The 23,433-nt window shown below is 70.8% G+C and carries 17 protein-coding genes, 1 tRNA gene and 1 pseudogene; 14 read left to right on the top strand and 5 right to left on the bottom strand.

The window, feature by feature from the left end; all coding sequences use genetic code 11:
• Positions 1 to 56 precede the first annotated feature (56 nt).
• The 3 genes and pseudogenes from ACZ4EG_RS37430 to ACZ4EG_RS37440 all read left to right on the top strand — a co-directional run.
• Complete coding sequence (locus ACZ4EG_RS37430) at positions 57 to 257, top strand: DUF4244 domain-containing protein (protein ID WP_390711724.1); 201 nt, start codon at positions 57 to 59, stop codon at positions 255 to 257.
• A gap of 28 nt (positions 258 to 285) precedes the next feature.
• Entirely contained in the window at positions 286 to 642 is a 357-nt protein-coding gene (locus ACZ4EG_RS37435) for a TadE family type IV pilus minor pilin (protein WP_453547498.1), read from the top strand.
• Positions 639 to 932: pseudogene (locus ACZ4EG_RS37440) on the top strand (Rv3654c family TadE-like protein); the annotation flags it as partial. The gene ACZ4EG_RS37435 and the pseudogene ACZ4EG_RS37440, both read left to right, overlap by 4 nt.
• A 40-nt stretch (positions 933 to 972) precedes the next feature.
• On the opposite strand, the gene ACZ4EG_RS37445 reads toward ACZ4EG_RS37440, so the two are convergent.
• On the bottom strand, positions 973 to 3,540 hold the full coding sequence (locus tag ACZ4EG_RS37445; protein WP_467793787.1) for a DEAD/DEAH box helicase: 2,568 nt from the start codon (positions 3,538 to 3,540) through the stop codon (positions 973 to 975).
• A gap of 82 nt (positions 3,541 to 3,622) precedes the next feature.
• Between ACZ4EG_RS37445 and bldG the strand changes: the two genes are divergently transcribed.
• The 11 genes from bldG (at position 3,623) to ACZ4EG_RS37500 (ending at position 20,010) form a co-directional block, all read left to right on the top strand.
• Positions 3,623 to 3,964 (top strand): anti-sigma factor antagonist BldG, encoded by a 342-nt coding sequence (bldG, locus tag ACZ4EG_RS37450; protein WP_010986038.1) that lies wholly within the window; start codon positions 3,623 to 3,625, stop codon positions 3,962 to 3,964.
• Positions 3,965 to 4,125: 161 nt separating this feature from the next.
• Positions 4,126 to 4,563: an ATP-binding protein gene (locus tag ACZ4EG_RS37455; RefSeq protein WP_453547502.1), complete on the top strand. Its 438-nt coding sequence runs from the start codon at positions 4,126 to 4,128 to the stop codon at positions 4,561 to 4,563.
• Between the two features lie 330 nt (positions 4,564 to 4,893).
• Positions 4,894 to 7,299, top strand: coding sequence for a sodium-translocating pyrophosphatase (locus ACZ4EG_RS37460; protein ID WP_467793788.1), 2,406 nt, complete (start codon positions 4,894 to 4,896; stop codon positions 7,297 to 7,299).
• 257 nt (positions 7,300 to 7,556) lie between these two features.
• Entirely contained in the window at positions 7,557 to 8,093 is a 537-nt protein-coding gene (locus ACZ4EG_RS37465; protein WP_390711760.1) for a small secreted protein, read from the top strand.
• 65 nt (positions 8,094 to 8,158) lie between these two features.
• Positions 8,159 to 9,700 carry a DUF7059 domain-containing protein gene (locus tag ACZ4EG_RS37470; protein ID WP_467793789.1) on the top strand — a complete coding sequence of 514 codons (1,542 nt, stop codon included), beginning with the start codon at positions 8,159 to 8,161 and terminating at the stop codon, positions 9,698 to 9,700.
• 398 nt (positions 9,701 to 10,098) lie between these two features.
• Positions 10,099 to 10,296 carry a hypothetical protein gene (locus ACZ4EG_RS37475; protein ID WP_467793790.1) on the top strand — a complete coding sequence of 66 codons (198 nt, stop codon included), beginning with the start codon at positions 10,099 to 10,101 and terminating at the stop codon, positions 10,294 to 10,296.
• Positions 10,297 to 10,541: 245 nt separating this feature from the next.
• On the top strand, positions 10,542 to 13,394 hold the full coding sequence (topA, locus tag ACZ4EG_RS37480) for a type I DNA topoisomerase (protein WP_467793791.1): 2,853 nt from the start codon (positions 10,542 to 10,544) through the stop codon (positions 13,392 to 13,394).
• Positions 13,395 to 13,547: 153 nt separating this feature from the next.
• Positions 13,548 to 16,772, top strand: coding sequence for a dTMP kinase (tmk, locus tag ACZ4EG_RS37485; RefSeq protein WP_467793792.1), 3,225 nt, complete (start codon positions 13,548 to 13,550; stop codon positions 16,770 to 16,772).
• An 89-nt stretch (positions 16,773 to 16,861) separates the two neighbouring features.
• Positions 16,862 to 18,067: a DNA polymerase III subunit delta' gene (locus ACZ4EG_RS37490; protein WP_363296418.1), complete on the top strand. Its 1,206-nt coding sequence runs from the start codon at positions 16,862 to 16,864 to the stop codon at positions 18,065 to 18,067.
• 144 nt (positions 18,068 to 18,211) lie between these two features.
• Positions 18,212 to 19,828: an alpha/beta hydrolase gene (locus ACZ4EG_RS37495; RefSeq protein ID WP_467793793.1), complete on the top strand. Its 1,617-nt coding sequence runs from the start codon at positions 18,212 to 18,214 to the stop codon at positions 19,826 to 19,828.
• A gap of 108 nt (positions 19,829 to 19,936) precedes the next feature.
• Positions 19,937 to 20,010, top strand: a tRNA-Thr gene (locus ACZ4EG_RS37500).
• Between the two features lie 45 nt (positions 20,011 to 20,055).
• Here the strand turns inward: ACZ4EG_RS37500 and ACZ4EG_RS37505 are convergent.
• The 4 genes from ACZ4EG_RS37505 to ACZ4EG_RS37520 form a co-directional block, all read right to left on the bottom strand.
• On the bottom strand, positions 20,056 to 21,432 hold the full coding sequence (locus ACZ4EG_RS37505) for a tyrosine-type recombinase/integrase (protein WP_467793794.1): 1,377 nt from the start codon (positions 21,430 to 21,432) through the stop codon (positions 20,056 to 20,058).
• A gap of 91 nt (positions 21,433 to 21,523) precedes the next feature.
• Positions 21,524 to 21,727 (bottom strand): helix-turn-helix domain-containing protein, encoded by a 204-nt coding sequence (locus ACZ4EG_RS37510; protein ID WP_030939233.1) that lies wholly within the window; start codon positions 21,725 to 21,727, stop codon positions 21,524 to 21,526.
• Positions 21,728 to 21,864: 137 nt separating this feature from the next.
• Positions 21,865 to 23,115: a DUF3631 domain-containing protein gene (locus ACZ4EG_RS37515; protein WP_467793795.1), complete on the bottom strand. Its 1,251-nt coding sequence runs from the start codon at positions 23,113 to 23,115 to the stop codon at positions 21,865 to 21,867.
• A complete protein-coding gene (locus ACZ4EG_RS37520; protein WP_467793796.1) occupies positions 23,112 to 23,294 on the bottom strand; it encodes a hypothetical protein in 183 nt (60 codons plus the stop codon). The genes ACZ4EG_RS37515 and ACZ4EG_RS37520 overlap by 4 nt, the downstream gene beginning before the upstream one ends.
• Positions 23,295 to 23,433 lie beyond the last annotated feature (139 nt).

Below are 23,433 nucleotides of genomic sequence, written 5' to 3' on the forward strand. Positions count from 1 at the left end.
CCGGGCCGATAGACGAATCCACATGGTCGACCGAGCTGCAGTGCAAAGGAGTTCAGATGAATGAGAAAGCCAGGAAGGTACGGGCGTGGTGGCAGGCGCGGCGGTGCCGGGACGCGGGCATGGTCACGTCCGAGTACGCGATGGGGATCGTCGCTGCGGTCGGATTCGCCCTGCTGCTCTATGAGGTCGTGACGAGCGGGCAGGTCAGGGCGGAGCTGCAGGCCATCGTGAAACGAGCCCTCAGTGCCCGGATGTGAGCGAGCAGAGCGCCGGGACGCGGGGTTCGTGACCGCGGAGGCGGCCGTGGTGCTGCCCGTGCTGGTGGCGTTCACGATGGCGCTGGTCTGCGGGCTGCTCGTGGTGGCGGCGCAGATCCAGTGCGTGGACGCGGCGCGCACGGGCGCCCGGGCGGCCGCCCGCCAGGATCCGGCCGACGCGGTCGTGGCGGTCACCCGTGAGGCGGCACCGCACGGCGCGAAGGTCACGGTGGCCCGGGAGAGGGACCGGGTCCGGGTGACGGTGGTGGCCGATCCGCCGCTGCTGCCCGGCCTGCCCTTCGAAGTACGGGAGGAGGCCGTGGCGTCGGCGGAGGACGCGGTGACCGCGGGGCCGACGGGCGGCGGGGCGGAGGCTGGGCGATGAGTCGCCGTTTCGGGAGAAGGGCCTCGTGCCGCTTCTCGGACCGAGGGTCGGCCACCATCTGGAGCATCGGTGCGATCGCCGTCCTGTGCGTCGTGTTCGGCGTGCTGCTCGCCCTGGGGCATGCCGTGGTGGCCCGGCACCGTGCGGCGGGCGGTGCGGATCTCGCGGCGCTCGCGGCGGCGGACCACTGGGCCGAGGGCACCACGGCGGCCTGCGCTCGCGCCGAGCGGGTGGCGGCGGCGCAGGGCACCCGGCTGGTGCGCTGCGCCGTCGTGGGCGACACGTCGGACGTGACGGCGTCCTCCGGACAGGGGCCTTTCACGGCGGAGGTCAGATCGCGGGCGGGACCTGCGGGACCGGCCCCTTCTCCGCCCCCTCCTCCGGCTCCTGCTCGGCCTCCTTCTCCGGCTCCTGCTCCAGCCCTTCCTCCGGCTCCTGCTCGGCCTTCTCCTGCGGCGCCCCTCGCAACAGCACCGTGAGCAGCCGTACGGCCCCCCGCTTGTGCAATGGATCATTGCCGTTGCCGCACTTGGGGGACTGGATGCAGGACGGGCAGCCGGCGTCGCACTCGCAGGAGGCGATGGCCTGGCGGGTGGCGGTGAGCCACTCGCGGGCGGTGTGGAAGGCGCGCTCCGCGAAGCCCGCACCGCCCGGGTGGCCGTCGTACACGAAGACCGTGGGGAGGAGGGTGTCGGGATGGAGCGGCACCGACACGCCGCCGATGTCCCAGCGGTCGCAGGTGGCGAAGAGAGGCAGCATGCCGATGGAGGCGTGCTCGGCGGCGTGCAGGGAGCCGCCGAGGATCTCCGGGTTGATCCGGGCCTCGTCCAGCTGGTCCTCGGTGACCGTCCACCACACGGCGCGGGTGCGAAGGGTGCGCGGCGGGAGGTCGAGCTTGGTCTCGCCCAGCACCTCGCCCGTGATGACACGCCGGCGCAGGAAGGAGACGACCTGGTTGGTGACCTCGACCGAGCCGTAGCACAGGCGTCCCGCGCCCCAGGGGACCTCGACGTCCGTCTCCAGGACGGAGATCGAGGTCGTGTCGCGGGCGACGGTCGAATAGGGCGGGTCCGCCTGCTCGACCAGGGCGACCGAGTCCTCCAGGTCGAGGGAGCGCACCAGGTACGTACGGCCCTGGTGCAGGTGCACCGCGCCCTCGTGGACCGTGGAGTGCGCGGCGCCCGCGTCCACCGTGCCGAGGAGGCGTCCTGTGCCCTCCTCGACGACCTGCACCGGCCGGCCGCCCCCGCCGCGGATGTCGGTCAGGTCGGCGGCCCGCTCCCGGCGCGTCCAGTGCCAGGCCTTCGTGCGGCGGCGCAGCAGCTTCGCGGCCTCCAGCTGCGGCAGCAGCTCCGCACAGGCCGGGCCGAACAGCTCCAGGTCGTCCTCGGTCAGCGGAAGCTCCGCGGCGGCCGCGCACAGGTGCGGGGCCAGGACGTACGGGTTGTCGGGGTCGAGGACCGTGGATTCCACCGGTTGGTCGAACAGGGCCTCGGGATGGTGGACGAGGAAGGTGTCCAGCGGGTCGTCGCGGGCGACCAGCACCGCCAGGGCGCCCTGCCCGGAGCGGCCCGCCCGGCCCGCCTGCTGCCACAGGGACGCGCGCGTGCCGGGGTACCCGGCGATCAGCACGGCGTCGAGCCCCGAGACGTCCACGCCGAGCTCCAGGGCCGTTGTCGCGGCCAGGCCGAGGAGCTCGCCGGAGTGCAGGGCGCGTTCAAGGGCGCGGCGCTCCTCGGGGAGGTAGCCGCCGCGGTAGGCCGCGACACGCCGGGCCAGGGAGCGGTCGACCTCGGCCAGCCGTTCCTGGGCGATGACGGAGATCAGCTCGGCGCCGCGCCGGGAGCGTACGAAGGCGACCGAGCGTACGCCCTGCACGGTGAGGTCGGTCAGCAGGTCGGCCGTCTCGGCGGTGGCCGTGCGGCGGACCGGGGCGCCCTTCTCGCCGTGCAGCTCGGTGAGCGGGGGCTCCCACAGGGCGAACACCAGTTCCCCGCGTGGGGAGGCGTCGTCGGCGACCTCGGTCACCGGAAGGCCGGTGAGGCGGCGGGCGGCCACGGAGGGCTCCGCGGCGGTCGCGGAGGCCAGCAGGAAGACGGGCGACGCGCCGTAGCGCTGACACAGACGGCGTAGTCGGCGCAGAACTTGTGCCACGTGCGAGCCGAAGACGCCCCGATAGGTGTGGCACTCGTCGATCACGACGTACTTGAGCGCCTTCAGGAAGGAGGACCAGCGCGGGTGCGAGGGCAATATGCCGCGGTGGAGCATGTCGGGGTTGGTGAGGACGTAGTTGGCGTACTGGCGGACCCATTCGCGTTCTTCCACCGGCGTGTCGCCGTCGTACACGGCGGCCCGGACCGCGGTGCCCAGCGGGTGTGAAAGTTCCTTCACCGAACGGCACTGGTCGGCCGCGAGGGCCTTGGTGGGAGCCAGGTACAGGGCGGTGGCGCCGCGGCCGTTCGGGGCCTCGGAGCCGTCCAGGAGCGTCGACAGGACGGGCACGAGATACGCCAGGGACTTGCCCGACGCCGTGCCCGTGGCGACCACCACCGAGTCGCCTTCCAGGGCGTGCTCGGCGGCGAGTGCCTGGTGCGCCCAGGGGTGCTCGATACCGGCCGACTGCACCGCCGCGATCACTTCCGGGCGAATCCGGTGCGGCCAGACGGCATGGCGACCCGCGCGCGGGGGCAAGTGCTCCGTATGAGTGATGCGCGAGGCCCGGCTCGGTCCCGAGGCGAGCCGGTCCAGGACCGTGCCCGGAGCGAGGCGGGTTGCGGTGTCCGTCGGGGATCGATCGGATCGGTGATTCTTGGCCATTGGCACCGAGTGTGTCACTGGCGTGACGGACAATGGGGCCAAGGCGTCGTGCACGCCTGCCGGTAAGTGATTGAATGCCATCGCGGCTGGCGTAACGTCCCGGGGGCCGCAAGCCGAGGTGTCCCGAGGGGCGACCGCTCGATAGCAAGGTGCTGGAGGATCCGTGGACCTGTCCCTGTCGACCCGTACCGTCGGCGATCGTACGGTCGTCGAGGTCGGTGGCGAAATCGACGTATATACCGCGCCCAAGCTGCGCGAGCAGCTGGTCGAGCTGGTGAACGACGGGAATTTCCACCTCGTCGTCGACATGGAGGGCGTGGACTTCCTCGACTCCACCGGTCTCGGCGTGCTGGTCGGCGGGCTGAAGCGTGTGCGTGCCCATGAGGGCTCCCTGCGCCTGGTCTGCAACCAGGAGCGCATTCTCAAGATCTTCCGCATCACCGGCCTCACCAAGGTGTTCCCGATCCACACCTCGGTCGAGGAAGCGGTGGCGGCCACCGACTGACCTGGGCTGCTGTCGACCCATCCCGGGCCGCCGATCGGCCCGAATCGTCGGCGCGCCCGGTCCCGGGCCGCAGTGTCCGGGGCGGAAGAAGTCTCATCAGGGGGTCCGGGCTTTCGGCGGCCCGGCCCCCGACCGCACGCCCGAAGTTGCGAGGGGGATGCATGGCCACCGTTGAACTCCGCTTCAGCGCGCTGCCCGAGCACGTCAGGACCGCCCGACTGGTGGCGGCAGCGGTGGCGCGCAGGGCCGGAGTGGACGAGGCCGTACTGGACGAAGTGCGGCTCGCCGTCGGCGAGGCCTGCTCCCGCGCTGTCGGGCTGCACCAGAGCGCCGGTATCGCGGCGCCGGTGAAGGTGGCCCTGATCGAGGACGAGAAACAGTTCTCCATCGAGGTCGGCGACGAGGCACCGCATTCGGCCCCGGGTGACCGGGCGCCCGGCGGTGCCGCCGAAGAGGGGGACGCGGAGGCCGAGGAGGACGAGATGGGCCTCGCGGTCATCAGCGGCCTCGTCGACGACGTGGAGGTCAGTGCCGGGGAGCACGGCGGGCTGATCCGCATGACCTGGCCGACCACCCCGCCGGCGGTCGCGCTCGCCTGACCAACTCCCGCCGCACCCGTTCGGCGCAACCCCGCTCACTCACAAGGGTCCTGCTCAGCAGGGCCCTTCGTGCTGTTTCCCCGCGACCACCTGCGACCATCGGAATTCGTGAAGAAATTCACGATCAATCACCCGATTATTTGATCAAGCACCAATGTGGGCGTCAATGCCTTTGGGGCGTTACCACTTTCGGGTTCTCTGGCGCGATGTCGATCATTTGCTGAAGAGCAGGTGAAGGCTAATTCCGTTTACCGCGCTCTGTTTTGATCAGGTTCCGGTACCTACAATCCGTCCACATCTTGAGCTCAGCCCAAGCGTCAAGGAGGACGAATGGCGGGGCTTCCTACCCCTCATCAGTTGGGCCAACCCACAACCTTCGCAGCCGCAGTCCTGACCGACGACAACCGTGTCCTCGTGGCGATCATCGCGGTCGTCGCGGTCGCGGCCCTGGTCGTCGCGGGAGTCCTGGTGCGCCAGGTGCTCGCGGCGGGCGAGGGCACCGACAGCATGAAGAAGATCGCGACGGCGATCCAGGAAGGCGCCAACGCCTATCTGGCCCGGCAGCTGCGCACGCTCGGCGTATTCGCCATCGTGGTGTTCTTCCTGCTCATGCTGCTGCCCGCGGACGACTGGAATCAGCGCGCCGGACGGTCGGTGTTCTTCCTGATCGGCGCGGCGTTCTCGGCGGTCACCGGCTATATCGGCATGTGGCTCGCCGTCCGCAGCAATGTGCGCGTCGCCGCGGCGGCCCGGGAGGCCACCCCGGCGGAAGGTGAGCCGGAAAAGGATCTCACCGCCGTCTCGCACAAAGCCATGAAGATCGCTTTCCGTACGGGCGGCGTCGTCGGCATGTTCACGGTGGGGCTCGGCCTGCTGGGCGCCTCCTGTGTGGTGCTGGTGTACGCGGCCGACGCGCCGAAGGTGCTCGAGGGCTTCGGCCTCGGGGCCGCCCTGATCGCCATGTTCATGCGTGTGGGCGGCGGCATCTTCACCAAGGCCGCCGACGTCGGCGCCGACCTGGTCGGCAAGGTCGAGCAGGGCATTCCGGAGGACGACCCGCGCAATGCCGCGACCATCGCCGACAACGTGGGCGACAACGTCGGCGACTGTGCCGGTATGGCGGCGGACCTGTTCGAGTCGTACGCCGTGACCCTGGTCGCGGCGCTCATCCTCGGCAAGGTGGCCTTCGGCGACTCCGGGCTCGCCTTCCCGCTGCTGGTGCCCGCGATCGGCGTGATCACCGCGATGATCGGCATCTTCGCGGTCGCCCCGCGCCGCAGCGACCGCAGTGGCATGACCGCGATCAACCGGGGCTTCTTCATCTCCGCGGTGATCTCGCTCGTGCTCGTGGCGGTGGCGGTCTTCGTCTATCTGCCCGGAAAGTACGCGGACCTCGACGGCGTCACCGACGCGGAGATCAGCGGCAAGAACGGCGACCCGCGGATCCTTGCCCTGGTCGCGGTGGCCATCGGCATCCTGCTCGCCGCCGTGATCCAGCAACTGACCGGCTACTTCACCGAGACCAACCGCCGTCCGGTGAGGGACATCGGCAAGACCTCCCTAACCGGCCCGGCCACCGTCATCCTGGCCGGTATCTCGGTCGGTCTCGAATCGGCCGTCTACACCGCCCTGTTGATCGGCCTCAGCGTCTACGGGGCGTTCCTCCTCGGCGGTACGTCCATCATGCTGGCCCTGTTCGCGGTCGCGCTGGCCGGCACCGGTCTGCTCACCACGGTGGGCGTGATCGTCGCCATGGACACCTTCGGTCCGGTCTCCGACAACGCACAGGGCATCGCCGAGATGTCCGGTGACGTCGTGGGCGCGGGCGCGCAGGTGCTCACCAACCTGGACGCGGTCGGCAACACCACCAAGGCCATCACCAAGGGCATCGCCATCGCCACCGCCGTCCTCGCGGCATCGGCGCTCTTCGGGTCGTACCGCGACGCGATCACCACCGGCGTGCAGGACGTGGGCGCGAAACTGACCGGCCCGGGCGCGCCGATGAGCCTGTCGCTGGACATCTCGCAGCCGAACAACCTGGTCGGCCTGATCGCGGGTGCGGCGGTCGTCTTCCTCTTCTCCGGACTCGCCATCAACGCCGTGTCGCGGTCGGCGGGTTCCGTGGTGTACGAGGTGCGACGGCAGTTCCGTGAGAAGCCCGGGATCATGGACTTCACGGAGAAGCCCGAGTACGGCAAGGTCGTCGACATCTGCACCAAGGACGCCCTCAGGGAGCTGGCCACGCCGGGCCTTCTCGCGGTCATGGCACCGATCTTCATCGGGTTCACGCTCGGTGTCGGCGCCCTCGGCTCCTATCTCGCGGGCGCGATCGGCGCGGGCACGCTCATGGCGGTGTTCCTTGCCAACTCCGGTGGTGCCTGGGACAACGCCAAGAAGCTGGTCGAGGACGGCCACCACGGCGGCAAGGGCAGCGAGGCCCATGCGGCCACGGTGATCGGTGACACGGTCGGCGACCCCTTCAAGGACACCGCCGGGCCGGCGATCAACCCGCTGCTGAAGGTGATGAACCTGGTGTCGCTGCTCATCGCGCCCGCGGTCATCAAGTTCTCGTACGGCAATGACAAGAACCTCGGCGTACGGATCGCGATCGCGGTCCTCGCGCTGCTCGTGATCGTCGGTGCCGTGTACGTCTCCAAGCGGCGTGGCATCGCCGTGGGCGACGAGGACAGTGCCGAACGGGTGAGCAAGTCGGCCGATCCTGCGGTGGTTTCGTAGGCCGTCTTACGGCGGACCGTTCAACGGACGGGCGGGTGGCGCGCATTGATGTGCCGCCCGCCCGTTCGTGTGTGCGCACGCCCTCATGGTGAGCCTTCTCTCGCTTGGTGCAAAGAGGAGCAAAATGGTCCTTATCTGCTGTTCGGCGTGCGACTGTCACCCATCCGGCGTGTAGGGTCCGGGGGCCGAGAGCCAGGGAAGGGACCGATCCGGTGAACAAGAAGCTCGCGGCCGCACTGTCCGGCGGTGCGGTACTCATGGCGGCGCTGACGGGATGCAGCAGCGGCGGCGGAAGCGACAACAACGACAAGCTGGATGCCTGGGCCAAGCAGGTCTGCGACGCGGTCCAGCCGCAGGCCAAGAAGATCGCGGCCGCCAACGCCGCGATCCAGAAGCAGACCTCGGACAACAGCGCGCCCGCGGACGTCCAGAAGACCGACGCGAAGGCCTTCCAGGACATGTCCGACGCCTACAAGGCGATCGGCGCCGCCGTGAACTCGGCCGGGGCGCCGGATGTGGACAACGGCAAGAAGAAGCAGCAGGACGCGGTCAAGGAGCTCAACCAGATCGGCGCGTCCTACGCCTCCCTGAAGAAGCAGGTCGACGAGCTCGACACCAAGGACCAGGCGAAGTTCGCCGACGGCCTCAAGGACATCGCCACCCAGCTCGACAAGCTGAGCACGACCGGGAACGACGCGCTGAAGAATCTTGAGGAGGGCGACGTCGGCAAGGCGATGGCCAAGCAGGAGAGCTGCAAGTCGGCCTCCTCCTCGGCCTCGGCGACGGCGGGCTGAGCACCGGGGCGGGCGGCTGACGCGGGCCGGTTCGGGTACGTGCGATGTCGGTCCGAGCGGACACAATGGGGGACGTGAGTAACGCCACCCTGTCCCCCCTGCCGTCCTCCGACCGTCCCGATGTCGCCGCCCGGCTCCGTGCCGGCCTGCTCGGCGCCGCCTTCACCGCCGACGGGCTGCTCGAACTGCTCGGCGCCCCCGCGTATGCGGCCCTGGCCCGCAGCGAGACCGTGCCCGCACTCAGGGCCACCCGCGGGGACACGCCGCTGGAGACACTCGTACGGCTGTTCCTGCTCCAGCAGCCCGTGCCGCACGCGCGCGTGGCGGACGTGCTGCCCGTCGAGGAGTGCCTGCAGAGCCAGTGGCTGACGCGCGTCGGCGACGACGAGGTCGCCGCCACCGTGGACATCCGGCCCTACGGCGGCCCGGACGGCGAGGACTGGTTCATCGTGTCGGACCTCGGATGCGCCGTCGGCGGCGCGGGCGGCATCGGCGGCCAGAGCCGTCAGACCGACTCGGCCGTGGTCCTCGGCGTCGGCGGGGCCTCCACGACCCTGGCCGGCATCACCGTCCGCACGCCCGTCGCCGCCGCGCTCGACCTCGGCACCGGCTCCGGCATCCAGGCGCTGCACGCCGCCCAGCACGCCACACGCGTGACGGCGACCGACCTCAACCCGCGCGCGCTGCACATCACCGCGCTGACACTCGCCCTGTCCGGCGCCCCGGCGGCCGATCTGCGCGAGGGCTCGCTCTTCGAGCCGCTCAAGGACGACGAGACGTACGACCTGATCGTGTCGAACCCGCCGTTCGTGATCTCGCCCGGCGCCCGTCTGACCTATCGCGACGGCGGGATGGGCGGGGACGATCTGTGCCGCTCGCTCGTTCAGGGAGCGGGCGAGCGTCTGAACGAGGGCGGGTTCGCGCAGTTCCTCGTCAACTGGCAGCACGTGGAAGGGGAGGACTGGCAGGACAGGATCAGGTCGTGGGTGCCGCGCGGGTGCGACGCCTGGGTCGTGCAGCGCGAGGTGCAGGACGTCACGCAGTACGCCGAGTTGTGGCTGAGGGACGCAGGTGACCACCGCGGTGACCCGGCGGAGTACCAGGCGCGGTACGACGCCTGGCTCGACGAGTTCGAGGCGCGCAAGGTCAAGGCGGTCGGCTTCGGCTGGATCACGCTGCGCAGGACCTCGGCCGCCGAGCCCTCGGTCGTCGTGGAGGAATGGCCGCACTCGATCGAACAGCCGCTCGGTGAAACGGTGCGGGCGCACTTCGCCCGTCTCGACTATCTCCGTGGGCACGACGACGCCGCCCTGCTGGAGGGCCACTTCAGGCTCGTCGCCGAGGTCGTCCAGGAGCAGGTCGGGCTGCCCGGCGCCGAGGACCCGGAGCATGTGGTGCTGCGCCAGCACCGCGGTATGCGCCGCGCCACCCGGGTGGACACGGTCGGGGCCGGCTTTGCGGGCGTGTGTGACGGCACGCTGAGCGCGGGCCGCATCATCGACGCCATCGCCCAGCTGATGGGCGAGGACCCGGTGGTGCTGCGCGACAGCACGCCCGCGCAGATCCGGCTGCTGGTGGAACAGGGCTTCCTCGAACCGGCCGGCTGAGTCCGCGGTCCGCGGCCGGCTCCGGCCGGGTGGCTACGGCGTCGGGCCGACCCGGGTGAGCGTCACCTGGCGTACGGACACCCGTCGCGCACGCCGGCCGCGCGACACGCGCACACCACCCGTGCTGTACGGCACACCGGTCGGGTGACCGGCGTCGCACCGGCGTGGCACCGGGCTCGGAGGGGGCGTGGACGGGACGCGGCGCGACCCGGGACGCGCCGACGGCAAGAAAACGGCCGGAAAAATATCTGTGTCCGGTCTCGCATCGAGACTATTCGAATGCGCGTACGAAAAGCTGTCGGCTCGTCGTTCACCTCGGGTTCGCCCGCACGCCGCCCGTGCGTGCCAGTCTCCGGCCCCTGGGCACTCATGAGCGGCGGAAAAGGGGCAGGCAAGCCATGGAGAGCGGACCGGCGATCTTCGCGGGAGTGGTGTTCGCCCTGTTCGGAGGCGCATTGCTGGTGTGGACCGGCGCCCGGGTCCGGCACCGCGAACCGGTCGCCCATGGCGTGAATCAGGTCGCGTCGGCCACCCTCGCGGCACTCGCCGGAGTGGTCGCCCTGGGCCTCGGCGCGTACTGCCTCACCCGCCTGTGACCGCGGGTCGCGTACTGCCGTATGCGTAAGGGGAGCGTCACGCTCCGGACAGGGCCGTGACGGCGGCCTGGCACTCCGGGCGGCAGGAATGCCGGTAGTCGGGTTACCGTTCGAGTGGCCGTTGTGGGCTTTTCCCGTTTGACACGGGGGCGGGATGTACCGTCACACTCCGCAGCGTCACCACGACACGACCCCGGGACACAGGCCCGGGCAGGCCCCAGCGTCGACCGGAGAGAAGAGCGAAGTTGTCCCCGACCAGCGAGACCGCACAGGGCGGCCGCCGACTCGTCATCGTCGAGTCGCCTGCCAAGGCGAAGACGATCAAGGGCTACCTGGGCCCCGGCTACGTAGTCGAAGCGAGCGTCGGGCACATCCGCGACCTTCCCAACGGCGCCGCGGAGGTGCCGGAGAAGTACACCGGCGAGGTCCGCCGCCTCGGCGTGGACGTCGAGCACGACTTCGAGCCGATCTATGTCGTCAACGCCGACAAGAGGGCCCAGGTCAAGAAGCTCAAGGACCTGCTGAAGGACTCCGACGAGCTCTTCCTCGCCACCGATGAGGACCGCGAGGGCGAGGCCATCGCGTGGCACCTCCTGGAGGTCCTCAAGCCCAAGGTCCCGGTCAAGCGGATGGTCTTCCACGAGATCACCAAGGAGGCGATCCGCGAGGCCGTCGCCAACCCGCGCGACCTGAACCAGCGCATGGTCGACGCCCAGGAGACCCGCCGCATCCTCGACCGCCTCTACGGCTACGAGGTCTCGCCGGTCCTGTGGAAGAAGGTCATGCCGCGTCTGTCGGCCGGCCGTGTCCAGTCGGTCGCGACCCGGCTCGTGGTGGAGCGCGAACGTGAGCGCATCGCCTTCCGTTCCGCCGAGTACTGGGACCTGACGGGCACCTTCGGGACCGGCCGCGCCGGCGACTCGAGCGACCCGTCGACCCTGGTCGCCCGTCTTCAGTCCGTCGACGGCAGGCGGGTCGCCCAGGGCCGTGACTTCGACTCGCTCGGGCAGCTCAAGACCGCGAACACCCTCCACCTCGACGAGGCGAACGCCCGCGCCCTCGCCGCCGCCCTGGAGAACACCCGGTTCTCCGTGCGGTCCGTCGAGTCCAAGCCGTACCGCCGCTCGCCGTACGCCCCGTTCCGTACGACGACGCTGCAGCAGGAGGCCAGCCGCAAGCTCGGCTTCGGCGCGAAGGCGACCATGCAGGTCGCGCAGAAGCTGTACGAGAACGGCTACATCACGTACATGCGTACGGACTCCACGACGCTGAGCGACACCGCGGTCGCGGCCGCTCGCGCCCAGGTCACGCAGCTGTACGGCGCCGACTACCTGCCGGCGCAGCCGCGCACGTACGCCGGGAAGGTCAAGAACGCCCAGGAGGCGCACGAGGCGATCCGTCCTTCGGGTGATCGTTTCCGCACTCCGGCGGAGACCGGGCTGACCGGCGACCAGTTCAAGCTCTACGAGCTGATCTGGAAGCGGACCGTCGCCTCCCAGATGAAGGACGCGACCGGCAACAGCGTCACCGTCAAGATCGGTGGCACCGCCGCCGACGGCCGGGACGTCGAGTTCAGCGCGTCCGGCAAGACGATCACCTTCCACGGCTTCCTGAAGGCCTACGTCGAGGGGGCCGACGACCCGAACGCCGAGCTCGACGACCGCGAGCGCCGGCTGCCCCAGGTCAACGAGGGCGACGCGCTGACGGCCGAGGAGATCACGGTCGACGGGCACGCCACCAAGCCCCCGGCCCGCTACACCGAGGCCAGCCTGGTCAAGGAGCTCGAAGAGCGCGAGATCGGCCGCCCGTCGACGTACGCGTCGATCATCGGCACGATCCTCGACCGCGGCTATGTGTTCAAGAAGGGCACGGCCCTGGTGCCGTCCTTCCTGTCCTTCGCTGTGGTCAACCTGCTGGAGAAGCACTTCGGGCGGCTCGTCGACTACGACTTCACCGCCAAGATGGAGGACGACCTCGACCGCATCGCGCGCGGCGAGGCGCAGGCCGTGCCGTGGCTGAAGCGGTTCTACTTCGGCGAGGGCACGAACAACGGCAACGCGGCCGAGGCGGGCAACGGCGACGGGGACCACCTCGGCGGCCTCAAGGAGCTGGTGACCGACCTGGGCGCGATCGACGCGCGCGAGGTGTCGTCGTTCCCCGTGGGCAACGGCATCGTGCTGCGGGTCGGCCGCTACGGCCCCTACATCGAGCGTGGCGAGAAGGACACCGAGCAGCACCAGCGCGCGGACATCCCCGACGACCTCGCCCCGGACGAGCTGTCCGTCGAGCTCGCGGAGGAACTGCTCGCCAAGCCGAGCGGCGACTTCGAGCTGGGCACGGACCCGCAGAGCGGCCACCAGATCATCGCCAGGGACGGCCGCTACGGCCCGTACGTCACCGAGGTGCTCCCCGAGGGCACCCCGAAGACCGGCAAGAACGCCGTCAAGCCGCGTACGGCCTCGCTGTTCAAGTCGATGTCGCCGGACACGGTGACCCTGGAGGACGCCCTCCGGCTGATGTCGCTGCCGCGTTCCGTCGGCACGGACGCGGACGGCGTGGAGATCACCGCGCAGAACGGCCGCTACGGCCCGTACTTGAAGAAGGGCACGGACTCGCGGTCCCTGCAGGCCGAGGACCAGATCTTCACGATCACGCTGGAGGAGGCCCAGGCGATCTACGCCCAGCCGAAGCAGCGTGGCCGCGCGGCCGCCAAGCCGCCGCTGAAGGAGCTGGGCGAGGACCCCGTCAGCGGAAAGCCGGTCGTCGTGAAGGACGGTCGATTCGGGCCGTACGTCACCGACGGCGAGACCAACGCGACCCTGCGCTCGGGCGACAGCGTCGAGGAGATCACCCCGGAGCGCGGCTTCGAGCTGCTCGCCGAGAAGCGCGCCAAGGGCCCCGCCAAGAAGACGGCGAAGAAGGCGCCCGCGAAGAAGGCCGCGGCCAAGAAGGCTCCGGCCAAGAAGGCGACCGCCACCAAGACGGCCGCCAAGAAGACGACCACGGCGAAGAAGACGACGACGGCCAAGAAGACCGCCGCCAAGAAGGCGACGACGGCCTCGAAGGCCGCTGCTTCCAAGGCGTCGGCGGAGGACTGAGACCGCTCGGCGGACGACTGGGACCGCCGGTCTTCACATCCTGCTTCACATCTTGTTCGCAAAACGCACGCCCCGGCATCACTTTGGTGTCGGGGCGTGCGCACGTTCGGACGGGCGCGGCGGGCTGTCGGTCCCTGCCGATAGGCTGAAAGCATGACGCGAGCCGAGCAGCCAACGGCCCTCACCACAGCGCCCGACGACACCCTCGTAGCGGACTCCCGCGAGCGGGCGGTCCGCGCCCTGCTGCGCCAGCCGCAGCTGAAGCGGTTGTGGAGCGCACAGCTCGTGAGCGGCGTGGGCGACGCCCTCGCGCTCCTGGTGCTGGTCCTGCTCGCCCTCCAGGCGGCGATCGCCGAGGGCTCGTTCGGCGGCGGCTACCGGGGCGTGGCGTTCGCAGTGGCGACCGTCTTCGGGGCACGCATCCTGGCCACCCTGCTCTTCGGCGCCGTACTCCTGGGCCCGCTCACCTCTCTGACCTCGCAGGACGGCCCGCTCGACCGCCGCTGGACGATGGTCGGCGCCGACGGTCTGCGCGCCGTACTGCTGATCATCGCGCCCCTGTGGATCGACTGGACGCCGGCCAACGCGCTGCCGGTCCTGCTGGTCACCGCCTTCGTGACCGGTGTCGCCGAGCGCTTCTGGTCGGTGTGCCGGGAGAGCACCGCCCCCGCCCTGCTGCCCGCCCCGCCCCCCGAGGGCGCGACGGTACGACCGCTGCCGGACCACATGGACGCCCTGCGCCGCCTGTCGCTGCGCACGGGCTTCGTCGCGGTCCCCCTGGCGGCCGCCGCCCTCGTCGCCGCGGCGCTGCTCAACAACCTCCTCGGCACCCTGAGCGCCTGGTTCGCCCAGCACCAGGCGGCTCTCGGCTCGTATGTGGCTGCCGGTCTGTTCGCCGCGTCCCTGTCCGTGCTGACCTACCTGGAGCTGCCCGACGCGCGCACCCCGCGCCCGCGGTCCCCGCTGGAGGGACTGCGCCGCCCCAGGACGGGCACGGGCGTGGACAACGGCCGCACGGGGGCCGTTCCGCTGCTCGTCCTCGCCTGCGCCACCGTCGCCGGGGCGATCTCCGCCGCCGTCGCCGTGTCCGTGCTGCAGGCCAAGGACCTGGGCGGCGGCCCGGTGCTGTACGGCCTGCTGGTGCTCGCCCTGACCGGCGGAGTCGTCGTCGGCATCCGCACGGCCCCCGCCGTGCTGCCGTCGCTGTCCCGACGCCGGCTGCTGTCGCTGGCGATCGCCTTCGCGGGCGTCGCGCTGCTTGCCGCCGGGCTCGTCCCGGACGTCACCAGCGTGCTGCTGATCGTCGCGCTCGCCGGGGTCGGCGCGGGCGTGGCCGCCAACACCGGGCACACGCTGCTCGACCAGGAGACCGAGGACTTCCGCCGGCCGCGCACCACCGAACACCTGCACGCGGTCGTACGGGTCTTCGTGGCGCTCGGCGCGCTGATCGCACCCCTGGTGGCGGCCCTCATCGGCCCGCACCGGCTGGAGAACGGCAAGTTCGTCTTCGCGCACGGCGGCGCCGCCTTCACCCTCATGCTGGTCGGCGCGCTGCTGCTGCCGGTGGCCGCGCTGGTGCTGGCCAAGGTCGACGACCGCTCCGGCGTGCCGCTGCGGCACGACCTGCGGGACGCGCTGCTCGGCGGAGACGACCCGGCACAGACGCCGGCCACGAACGGCTTCTTCATCGCCCTGGAGGGCGGCGACGGCGCCGGGAAGTCCACCCAGGCCGAGGCCCTCGCGGAGTGGATCCGGGCCAAGGGCCACGAGGTCGTGCTCACCCGCGAGCCGGGGGCGACTCCCGTGGGCAAGCGGCTGCGCTCGATCCTGCTGGACGTGTCGTCGGCGGGGCTCTCGCACCGGGCGGAGGCGCTGCTGTACGCGGCGGACCGCGCCGAGCACGTCGACACGGTCGTGCGGCCCGCGCTGGAGCGGGGGGCCGTCGTCATCTCCGACCGGTACATCGACTCGTCGGTGGCCTACCAGGGGGCGGGCCGGGACCTGTCCCCGACCGAGATCGCCCGGATCAACCGCTGGGCGACCAACGGACTGGTCCCCCATCTGACCGTCCTGCTGGACGTCGCGCCGGAGGCCGCCCGCGAGCGGTTCACCGAGGCTCCGGACCGGCTGGAGTCGGAGCCTGCCGAGTTCCACGCGCGCGTGCGGGCCGGTTTCCTGACGCTGGCCGCCGCCGACCCCGGGCGCTATCTGGTCGTGGACGCGGGCCAGGAGCCCGAGGCCGTCACGACCGTGATCCGGCACCGGCTCGACACCGTGCTCCCGCTGTCCGAGGCCGAGGTGAAGGCCGCCGAGGAGGCCCGCAAGGCCGCCGAGGAGGAGGCCCGCCGCAAGGCCGAGGAGGAGGCCGCGCGCAAGGCCGAGGAGGAGCGCCTGGAACGTGAGCGCCAGGAACAGCTCGCCAAGCTGCGCGCCGAGGAGGAGGAGCGCAAGCGGCGCGAGCTGGAGGAGGCGCAGCGGCGCGAGGCCGAGCGGCAGGCGGAGGAGGCCCGGCAGCGGGCCGAGGAAGCACGCAGGCGTGCCGAGGAGGAGCGGGCCCGGCTCCTCGCCGAGGAAGAGGCCAGGGCCGCCGAGGAGGCCCGGCGCAGGGCCGAGGAGGAGCGGCGGCGCAAGCAGGCCGAGGAGGAGGCCAGGCTGCACGCCGAGGCCGAGGCCCGGCGCCTGGAGAAGCAGCGCAAGGCCGAGGCGGCGCTGCTGCGCGCCGAGGAGGCCCGGCGCCAGGCGGCAGCGGCGTCGGCCGCCGCCGACGTGGCCGCACAACAGCCCGCGGCACCCCAGCCGACGGTCACCGCGGCACCCCGGCCGGCGGCTCCCGCCGCCGCGCGGGAGGCGGCGACCGTGCCGACGCCCGTGGTTCGGGCAGACCAGGCAGAGCCCGAGGGCGGCGCTCGGCCGTCCCGGTCCCGCAAGCCGTCCGGGGAGTCCGAGGCCGAGGTGACGGCGAAGCTTCCGCAGCCGCCGGTACCTCCGGGTGCTGCGGACGAGACGGCCGTGCTGCCCCCCGTGGCTGCGGGCGCTGCGGACGAGACGGCTGTGCTGCCTCCGGTCGCTCCCGGTGCGGCGGACGAGACCGCCGTACTGCCTCCCGTGCGGGACGGGGACCCGGCGGAGCGGATGCCGCAGGGGTTCTTCCGGGACGAGCGGTCGGCCGCCGGTCCCGCCGCCGACAACCGTACGCGGGAGCTTCCGCAGGTCGACGAGGACGGCGTCGCGCGACGGCGGCCGCGGTCCGACTGGGCCGAGGAGACACCGCTGGACGATCTGCCGACGCTCGCGGACGAGCTGCTGGGGTCGTACGAGGAAGACGGGTACGACGAGGACCAGGGCGGCCGGGGCCGCGGGCGGGGACGCAGGGGCTGACCGGGAACGTCACCACGGCCCCGGCTGTCAGTGGTCGCCCGCACAATGGACACCGGAACGCGAAATGTGACGGAAGGGCGGCGTGACCCATGACGGTGTGGGACGACCTCGTCGGGCAGGAGAAGGTGAGCGAGCTGCTCGACGCGGCCGCTCGGGACGCCGACGCGCTCGTCACCGCGGCCGCCACGGACGCCCCGCCGCCGGAGGCGTCGAAGATGACGCACGCCTGGCTGTTCACGGGCCCGCCCGGCGCGGGCCGGAACCAGACGGCGCGGGCCTTCGCCGCGGCCCTGCAGTGCGTGAGCCCCGACCGTGCCCTCGGCGGAGCCCCCGGCTGCGGCTTCTGCGACGGCTGCCACACGGCGCTGATCGGCACCCACGCGGACGTCACCACGGTCGCCGCGGTCGGCTCCGAGATCCTGGTCAAGGACATGCGGGACACGGTCCGCAAGTCGTTCACGTCACCGGCGAACGGCCGTTGGCAGATCATCCTCGTCGAGGACGCGGAACGGCTGAACGAGAAGTCCGCCAACGCCGTCCTCAAGGCCGTGGAGGAGCCCGCCCCCCGCACGGTCTGGCTGCTGTGCGCCCCGTCGCTGGAGGACGTGCTGCCCACCATCCGCTCCCGCTGCCGCCACCTCAACCTGCGCACGCCCTCGGTCGACGCCGTCGCCGACATGCTCGTACGGCGCGAGGGCATCGAGCCCGACGTGGCCGCCGCCGCGGCCCGCGCCACGCAGGGCCATGTCGACCGGGCCCGCCGCCTGGCCACCGACCCGGCCGCCCGCGAGCGCCGCGCCGCCGTGCTGAAGCTGCCGCTGCGCCTCGACGAGGTCGGCTCCTGCCTCAGGGCCGCCCAGGAGCTGGTCGACGCGGCCGCGGAGGACGCCAAGCAGCTCGCCGAGGAGATGGACGGCAAGGAGACCGAGGAGCTGAAGGCGGCGCTGGGCGCGGCCCAGGGCGGACGGCTCCCGCGCGGCACGGCGGGCGTGATGAAGGACCTGGAGGACATGCAGAAGCGCCGCAGAACCCGCACGCAGCGCGACAGCCTGGACCTCGCCCTGACCGACCTCACGGCGTTCTACCGCGATGTCCTCGCCCTCCAGCTCGGCTCCCGTGTGGCCATCGCCAACGCGGACGCCGAGGACGCCCTGGAGCGGCTGGCCCGCGGCGGCTCTCCGGAGTCGACCCTGCGCCGCATCGAGGCGATCTCGGCCTGCCGTGAGGCCCTCGACCGCAATGTGGCGCCCCTGCTGGCGGTGGAGGCGATGACCATGGCTCTGAGAGCGGGCTGACAATGGCCTGATGGCACTGAAAGCGGGCTGACAATGGCAGTGAGAGCAGGCTGAATTCATCACCCGCGGTTGACGACGTCATCCGTACGGGCCGCATTGCGGACGCACAGCACTTATACCGTCGCTCAGGGTTACGCTCAGATGATGCACACCAGGCGAACTTCCCGCCGGCCTCGACCCCGACTTCGCCCCCGGCCTCATGGTGGGGCCGCAGCCGCTTTCCTCGCGGCAGCCGCCCTGCTCGTCTCCGCGTGCTCCTCCGGGAACCCGCCCGCGTCGACCGGCGAGGCGCCGGCGGAGGCGGAGGCGGTGCTGGCCGCGCTGCCCCGCTCGACGCCGGCCGCGCTGGACCCGTACTACGGACAGAAGCTCGCCTGGCGCGACTGCGGCGTCCCCGACTTCGAATGCGCGACGCTGAAGGCCCCGCTGAACTACGCCAAGCCCGGCGCGGGAGACATCAAACTCGCCGTCGCCCGCAAGAAGGCCACCGACAAGGGCAAACCGCTCGGCTCGCTGCTGGTCAACCCGGGCGGGCCGGGGGGCTCGGCGGTCGCGTACCTGCAGCAGTACGCCGGCCTGGGCTACCCGGAGGCGGTCCGCGCCCGCTACGACATGGTGGCGATGGACCCGCGCGGCGTCGCCCGCAGCGAGCCCGTCGAGTGTCTCGACGGGCGCCAGATGGACACGTACACGCAGACGGACGTCACCCCCGACGACCAGAAGGAGACGAACGCGCTGGTCGGGGAGTACAAGGACTTCGCGGAGGGGTGCGGGGCCCACTCGGCCGGCCTGCTCCGCCATGTCTCCACCGTCGAGGCGGCCCGGGACATGGACGTCCTGCGGTCGGCGCTCGGGGACCCGAAGCTGAACTACGTGGGCGCGTCGTACGGGACGTTCCTCGGCGCGACCTACGCCGGGCTGTTCCCGGAGCGGGTGGGCCGCCTGGTCCTGGACGGCGCGATGGACCCGTCCCTGACCGCACGCAGGCTGAACCTCGACCAGACGGCGGGCTTCGAGACCGCGTTCCAGGCGTTCGCGAAAGACTGCGTACGGCAGTCCGACTGCCCGCTCGGCGGCAAGGGCACGACACCCGCCCAGGTCGGCGACCACCTCAAGGCCTTTTTCCGCAAGGTCGACGCCCACCCCGTCCCCACGGGCGACCCCGACGGACGCAAGCTCGGCGAAGCGCTCGCCACCACGGGGGTGATCGCGGCGATGTACGACGAGGGGGCCTGGCCGCAGCTGCGCGACTCGCTCAACTCGGCGATGAACGAGAACGACGGCGCCGGGCTGCTCTCCCTCTCCGACAGCTACTACGAGCGCAGCGGCAGCGGCCACTACACGAACCTGATGTCCGCCAACGCCGCAGTGAACTGCCTGGACCTCCCGGCGGCCTTCACCGGCCCCGACCAGGTGAAGAAGTCCCTCCCCGCCTTCGAGAAGGCGTCCCCCGTCTTCGGCGAGGGCCTGGCCTGGGCCTCCCTGAACTGCACCTACTGGCCGGTGCGGCCCAGCGGCGCACCCCACCGCATCGAGGCCAGGGGCGCGGCGCCGATCGTCGTCGTCGGCACCACCCGCGACCCCGCGACCCCGTACGGCTGGGCCCAGTCCCTCGCCCGCCAGCTCTCCTCCGGCCGCCTCCTCACCTACGTCGGCGACGGCCACACCGCCTACGGCCGCGGCAGCAGCTGCATCGACTCCACGATCAACGCCTACCTCCTCCACGGAACGCCTCCCACACAGGGAAAACGCTGCTCGTAACCACCCCGCCGGGCCCCGGGAGCCCCGCTCCCGGGGCGTGGTCGGAGCACCCCCGGAAACTGTGTAGACTTACCGACGTTGCTGATCGCACCATAGTGCGGACAGCGCGCCGCCTTAGCTCAGATGGCCAGAGCAACGCACTCGTAATGCGTAGGTCTCGGGTTCGAATCCCGAAGGCGGCTCTTTCTAAGCCCAGCCCAGACAGTGTCTGAGCTGGGCTTTCTCGTTTAGCGGAGGCGACGGCGGCGCCGCGCGCGTGCCGCTCGGCTGTCCGTGGTCTCAATTCTGGTCTCAATTGACGGTTCCGGCTGCCGCTCCGGGCTCGGCATGAACGTGTCGCCCATGCGGCGCATGGCGTCCTTCGACAGATGGGACCTGCCCTTGACGTACCTCCGGGTCTGGCTGATCTGGGTGTGGCGCAGGATCTCCATGATCGTGGGCATGTCGACCCCGAGCTCATTCAGGATCGTGCCGGCGGTGTGACGGCTCCCGTCATATAGGCGGCGGTCGTCGATCCCGGCCTCTGCCAACAGCTCCTTGAATTCCGCCCAGTCCTGGCGAGGATCGAGCGGACGGCCGTCCGGGCGGGTGAAGACGAGCTTGTGTTCCTGCCAGAGCTCCCCGGCCGCGGACCGCATTTCCTCCTGCTGTGCTTTGTGCTCGCGCAGGTAGGGGATGAACGGCGGCGGGATCGGCACGGCGTTGCGGCTCTTCTTGGTCTTGGGACGGGTGAACGTCAGTCCACCGTCCTTCCGGTCAGGGCACGCGCGAGCGTGGTTCGTGCAGTCCTTCGGGCACGGCTTCGGGCATCCCCGCTTGTAGCCCTTGTGAGTCATGCAGTTGGGAGGGCACGGCTCGAAGCGGTGGAACTTGGCGCCACACGCGTGCGGGTCCTCGCAGCCGTGCCGCCACGTGAGGCGTTGAAGCTGCCACTGGGGGTGGAACAGCTCGTGGTCGAAGTCGACGTACGGCCACCTCAGGCCCAGCGTCTCGCCCTGCCGGAACCCCATGCCTACGCCGACACACCACCGCATGAAAGTGGGGCGCTTGGCGGCGGCCTCCAGGAACGCTTTGGCCTCCTCCGTCGTGAACGGGTTCGCCTCGGTCTCGTCGACCGTGGGCGGGTCCACCAGGGTGGCTACGTTCTCGACGACCATGCGCCGACGATGGGCGATCTTCAGGGCGCGCGACAGAATGCGGTGCACCTTGAGCACGTGAGACGGCGCGTGCCCTTCGTCGAGCATGACGCGGTACATCCGCTCCAAGTGCTCCGGCTGAAGCTTGTCGAGCCGGTGTTTGCCGATGCCGGGGATGATGTCGTTCCTGGTCTTCGACCAGTAGTCATCCAGGGAACGCGGCTTGAGCTTCAGGGAAGCGATATCGGTGAGATAGGTGGTCATCCACTTCTCTACGGTCGGCTTGTGGCCAGCCTGGGGAGCGCGTCCCTTGTCCCGAAGATCCTCCAACTCGCGCACCTTGCGCTTGATCTCGGCTTCCGTCTTGGCTCGGCGGTGACGGCGGTCGGGACTGCCGTCGTCCTTGACGCCCATCGTGACGCGGCCGTGCCACCAGCCGTCTTTGCCCAGGTAGATGGACGATTCCATGTTCGGCTTCTTGGGGCGGGGGCTCAATGTTCTCCTCCATGCAAGAGGCGCCCCCGGACGCGTTGTCCGGGGGCGCCTCGACTGTGCGCGGTCAGTTGGGCAGCGGGGCGAGGCCAGCCACGTAGGTTTCGAGGTCCGTCCGCCGGATGCGGCGGCAGCGGCCCAACTTGATGTAGGTCAGGACTCCGTCCGCCATCAGCTCGTACAGGGTCGAACGGCCGATGGCGAGTGCTTCGGCGGCCTCTTCCGGCGTGTAGAGAAGCCGGTCGACAGGCGCAGCGGTAGCTGTGCTCATCCGAGTTGTCTCCTCGGTCGGGGGCTGTCTGGGCTCGGTCCTTCTCCCAGATCCGCTACGTCCGCTACATCCGCTACATCCCAGGTCAGGGGCCTGTTGCGTGTAGCGGATGGGCGGGATGTAGCGGATGCGTAGTGCTACGCCGTGCGGTCGGCGGTAGCGGCTTCGGGCGTGATGTAGCGGATGCCGGGAAGCTCTTCCGCTACGGATTCACCCCCGTTGACCTGCGGTGTAGCGGATGTAGCGGACGTAGCGGATTTCTCGGGGAGTGGGGGGCAGTAGCGCAGCCACGCGTCCGTGAGATCTTCGGCGTAGTACCCCTTGGGTACGCCCTGGGCGGTGCGGATGGACCGGGGCCGGATCGGCTCGTTGGTGGCGGTGACGTACTCCCCGAGCATCTTCGACAGCATCCGGGCGTTCAGGGGCTTGCCGTTGCCGTCCATGTCGGTCCACGGGGCGTCGTCGATCCGGTGCAGGACTTCGAGGATCACGGCCGTGGGCATGCGCTCTGAGCCGCAGAACACCTTGTCTCGCAGGTCGGTCAATAGCCGGATGCCGAGGGAGGAACCGTTGCCCTCGCCGGCAGCACGGACCAGTTCCAGGCAGGCCGCGCGGGCTCGCTCAGGCCAGTGCCCGCCAGCCGCGTCGGCGACCGCGAGGAGTGGTTCCCACACGTCTGCGGGTCGGTCGGAGACTCCCTCGGGCATCTCCGGCCAGGCCGTGGCGACGGCTTCCTTGACGGTGTCGGCCCACTTGGCGAGCCGGTCACGCAGGGCATGACCCTGCTTCTCGTGGACGCGCCGGCGGTAGGGTTCGGCCTTCTCGTTGGGGGCCTTCTTGCGCATGCGGATGATGACCGAGCGGGTCAGGATCGTGTCCGGGAGGGAGCCGAGTCCGGCCATGGCGACGGCGCAGAACGAGGAGAACCACTCGGTGTTCTGGTTGGAGCCGTCCCCGACGCAGCGCAGGGACTTGGCGCCGCGCCGGTAGCCGGAGTTGAGGAAGCCGCGGACCTCTTCGTTGCCGCCGGCCTTGGGGCCGAACACGGTGTCGATCTCGTCGAAGAGGAGCGTGGGTGTCCCTCCGTCGGCTTCCACGAGTCGGAACAGCGCGTTGGCGGAGGCGTTGACGGTGGTGGCCGCGCGCGGGGTGAGGGTCTCCACGATTTCCAGGGCGCGGGACTTGCCCGATCCCGGCTCTGGGGAGAGGAAGGCGAGTCGGGCGGTGCCGTCGAACGCGTCGATCAGGTGGGCGTGTGCGTCCCACAGCGTGACGGCGACGTACGCGGCTTCTCTGGGGAAGACGTTGAAGCGCCGGTGGAACGCTTCGACCTCGTCGAGCAGGGCCGCGCCGTCGATGGACGGCTCGGGCGTGTTGGCCCTGGTCATGCGGCGTTCCTCCTTTCCTGGGTGGTGCGGTGCGGGCAGACGTCGCGGTGGGCTTCGTGCTCGGCGATGAGGGCGTGCACCTTGCCGTGGCCGATGGCGCTGCGGTCCCTGCCGCACAGACACGTCGAAGTGGCCGTCGGCGTGACGTTCTTGGGGGCGCAGATGCGCAGCCAGGCCACGGGGAACCGTCCGTCGCCGGCAGGTGGGGCGCTGGAGTACTGGCCGGGGGGAAGGGCTGAAAGGACGGCCTGACGGCCGTCGTCCTTCGTGCCACGGCGGGGGTCAGGGGTGGCCGCAGACGGGCGCGAACGGCCCGGT

This window comes from Streptomyces sp. NPDC025638 (assembly GCF_055558775.1).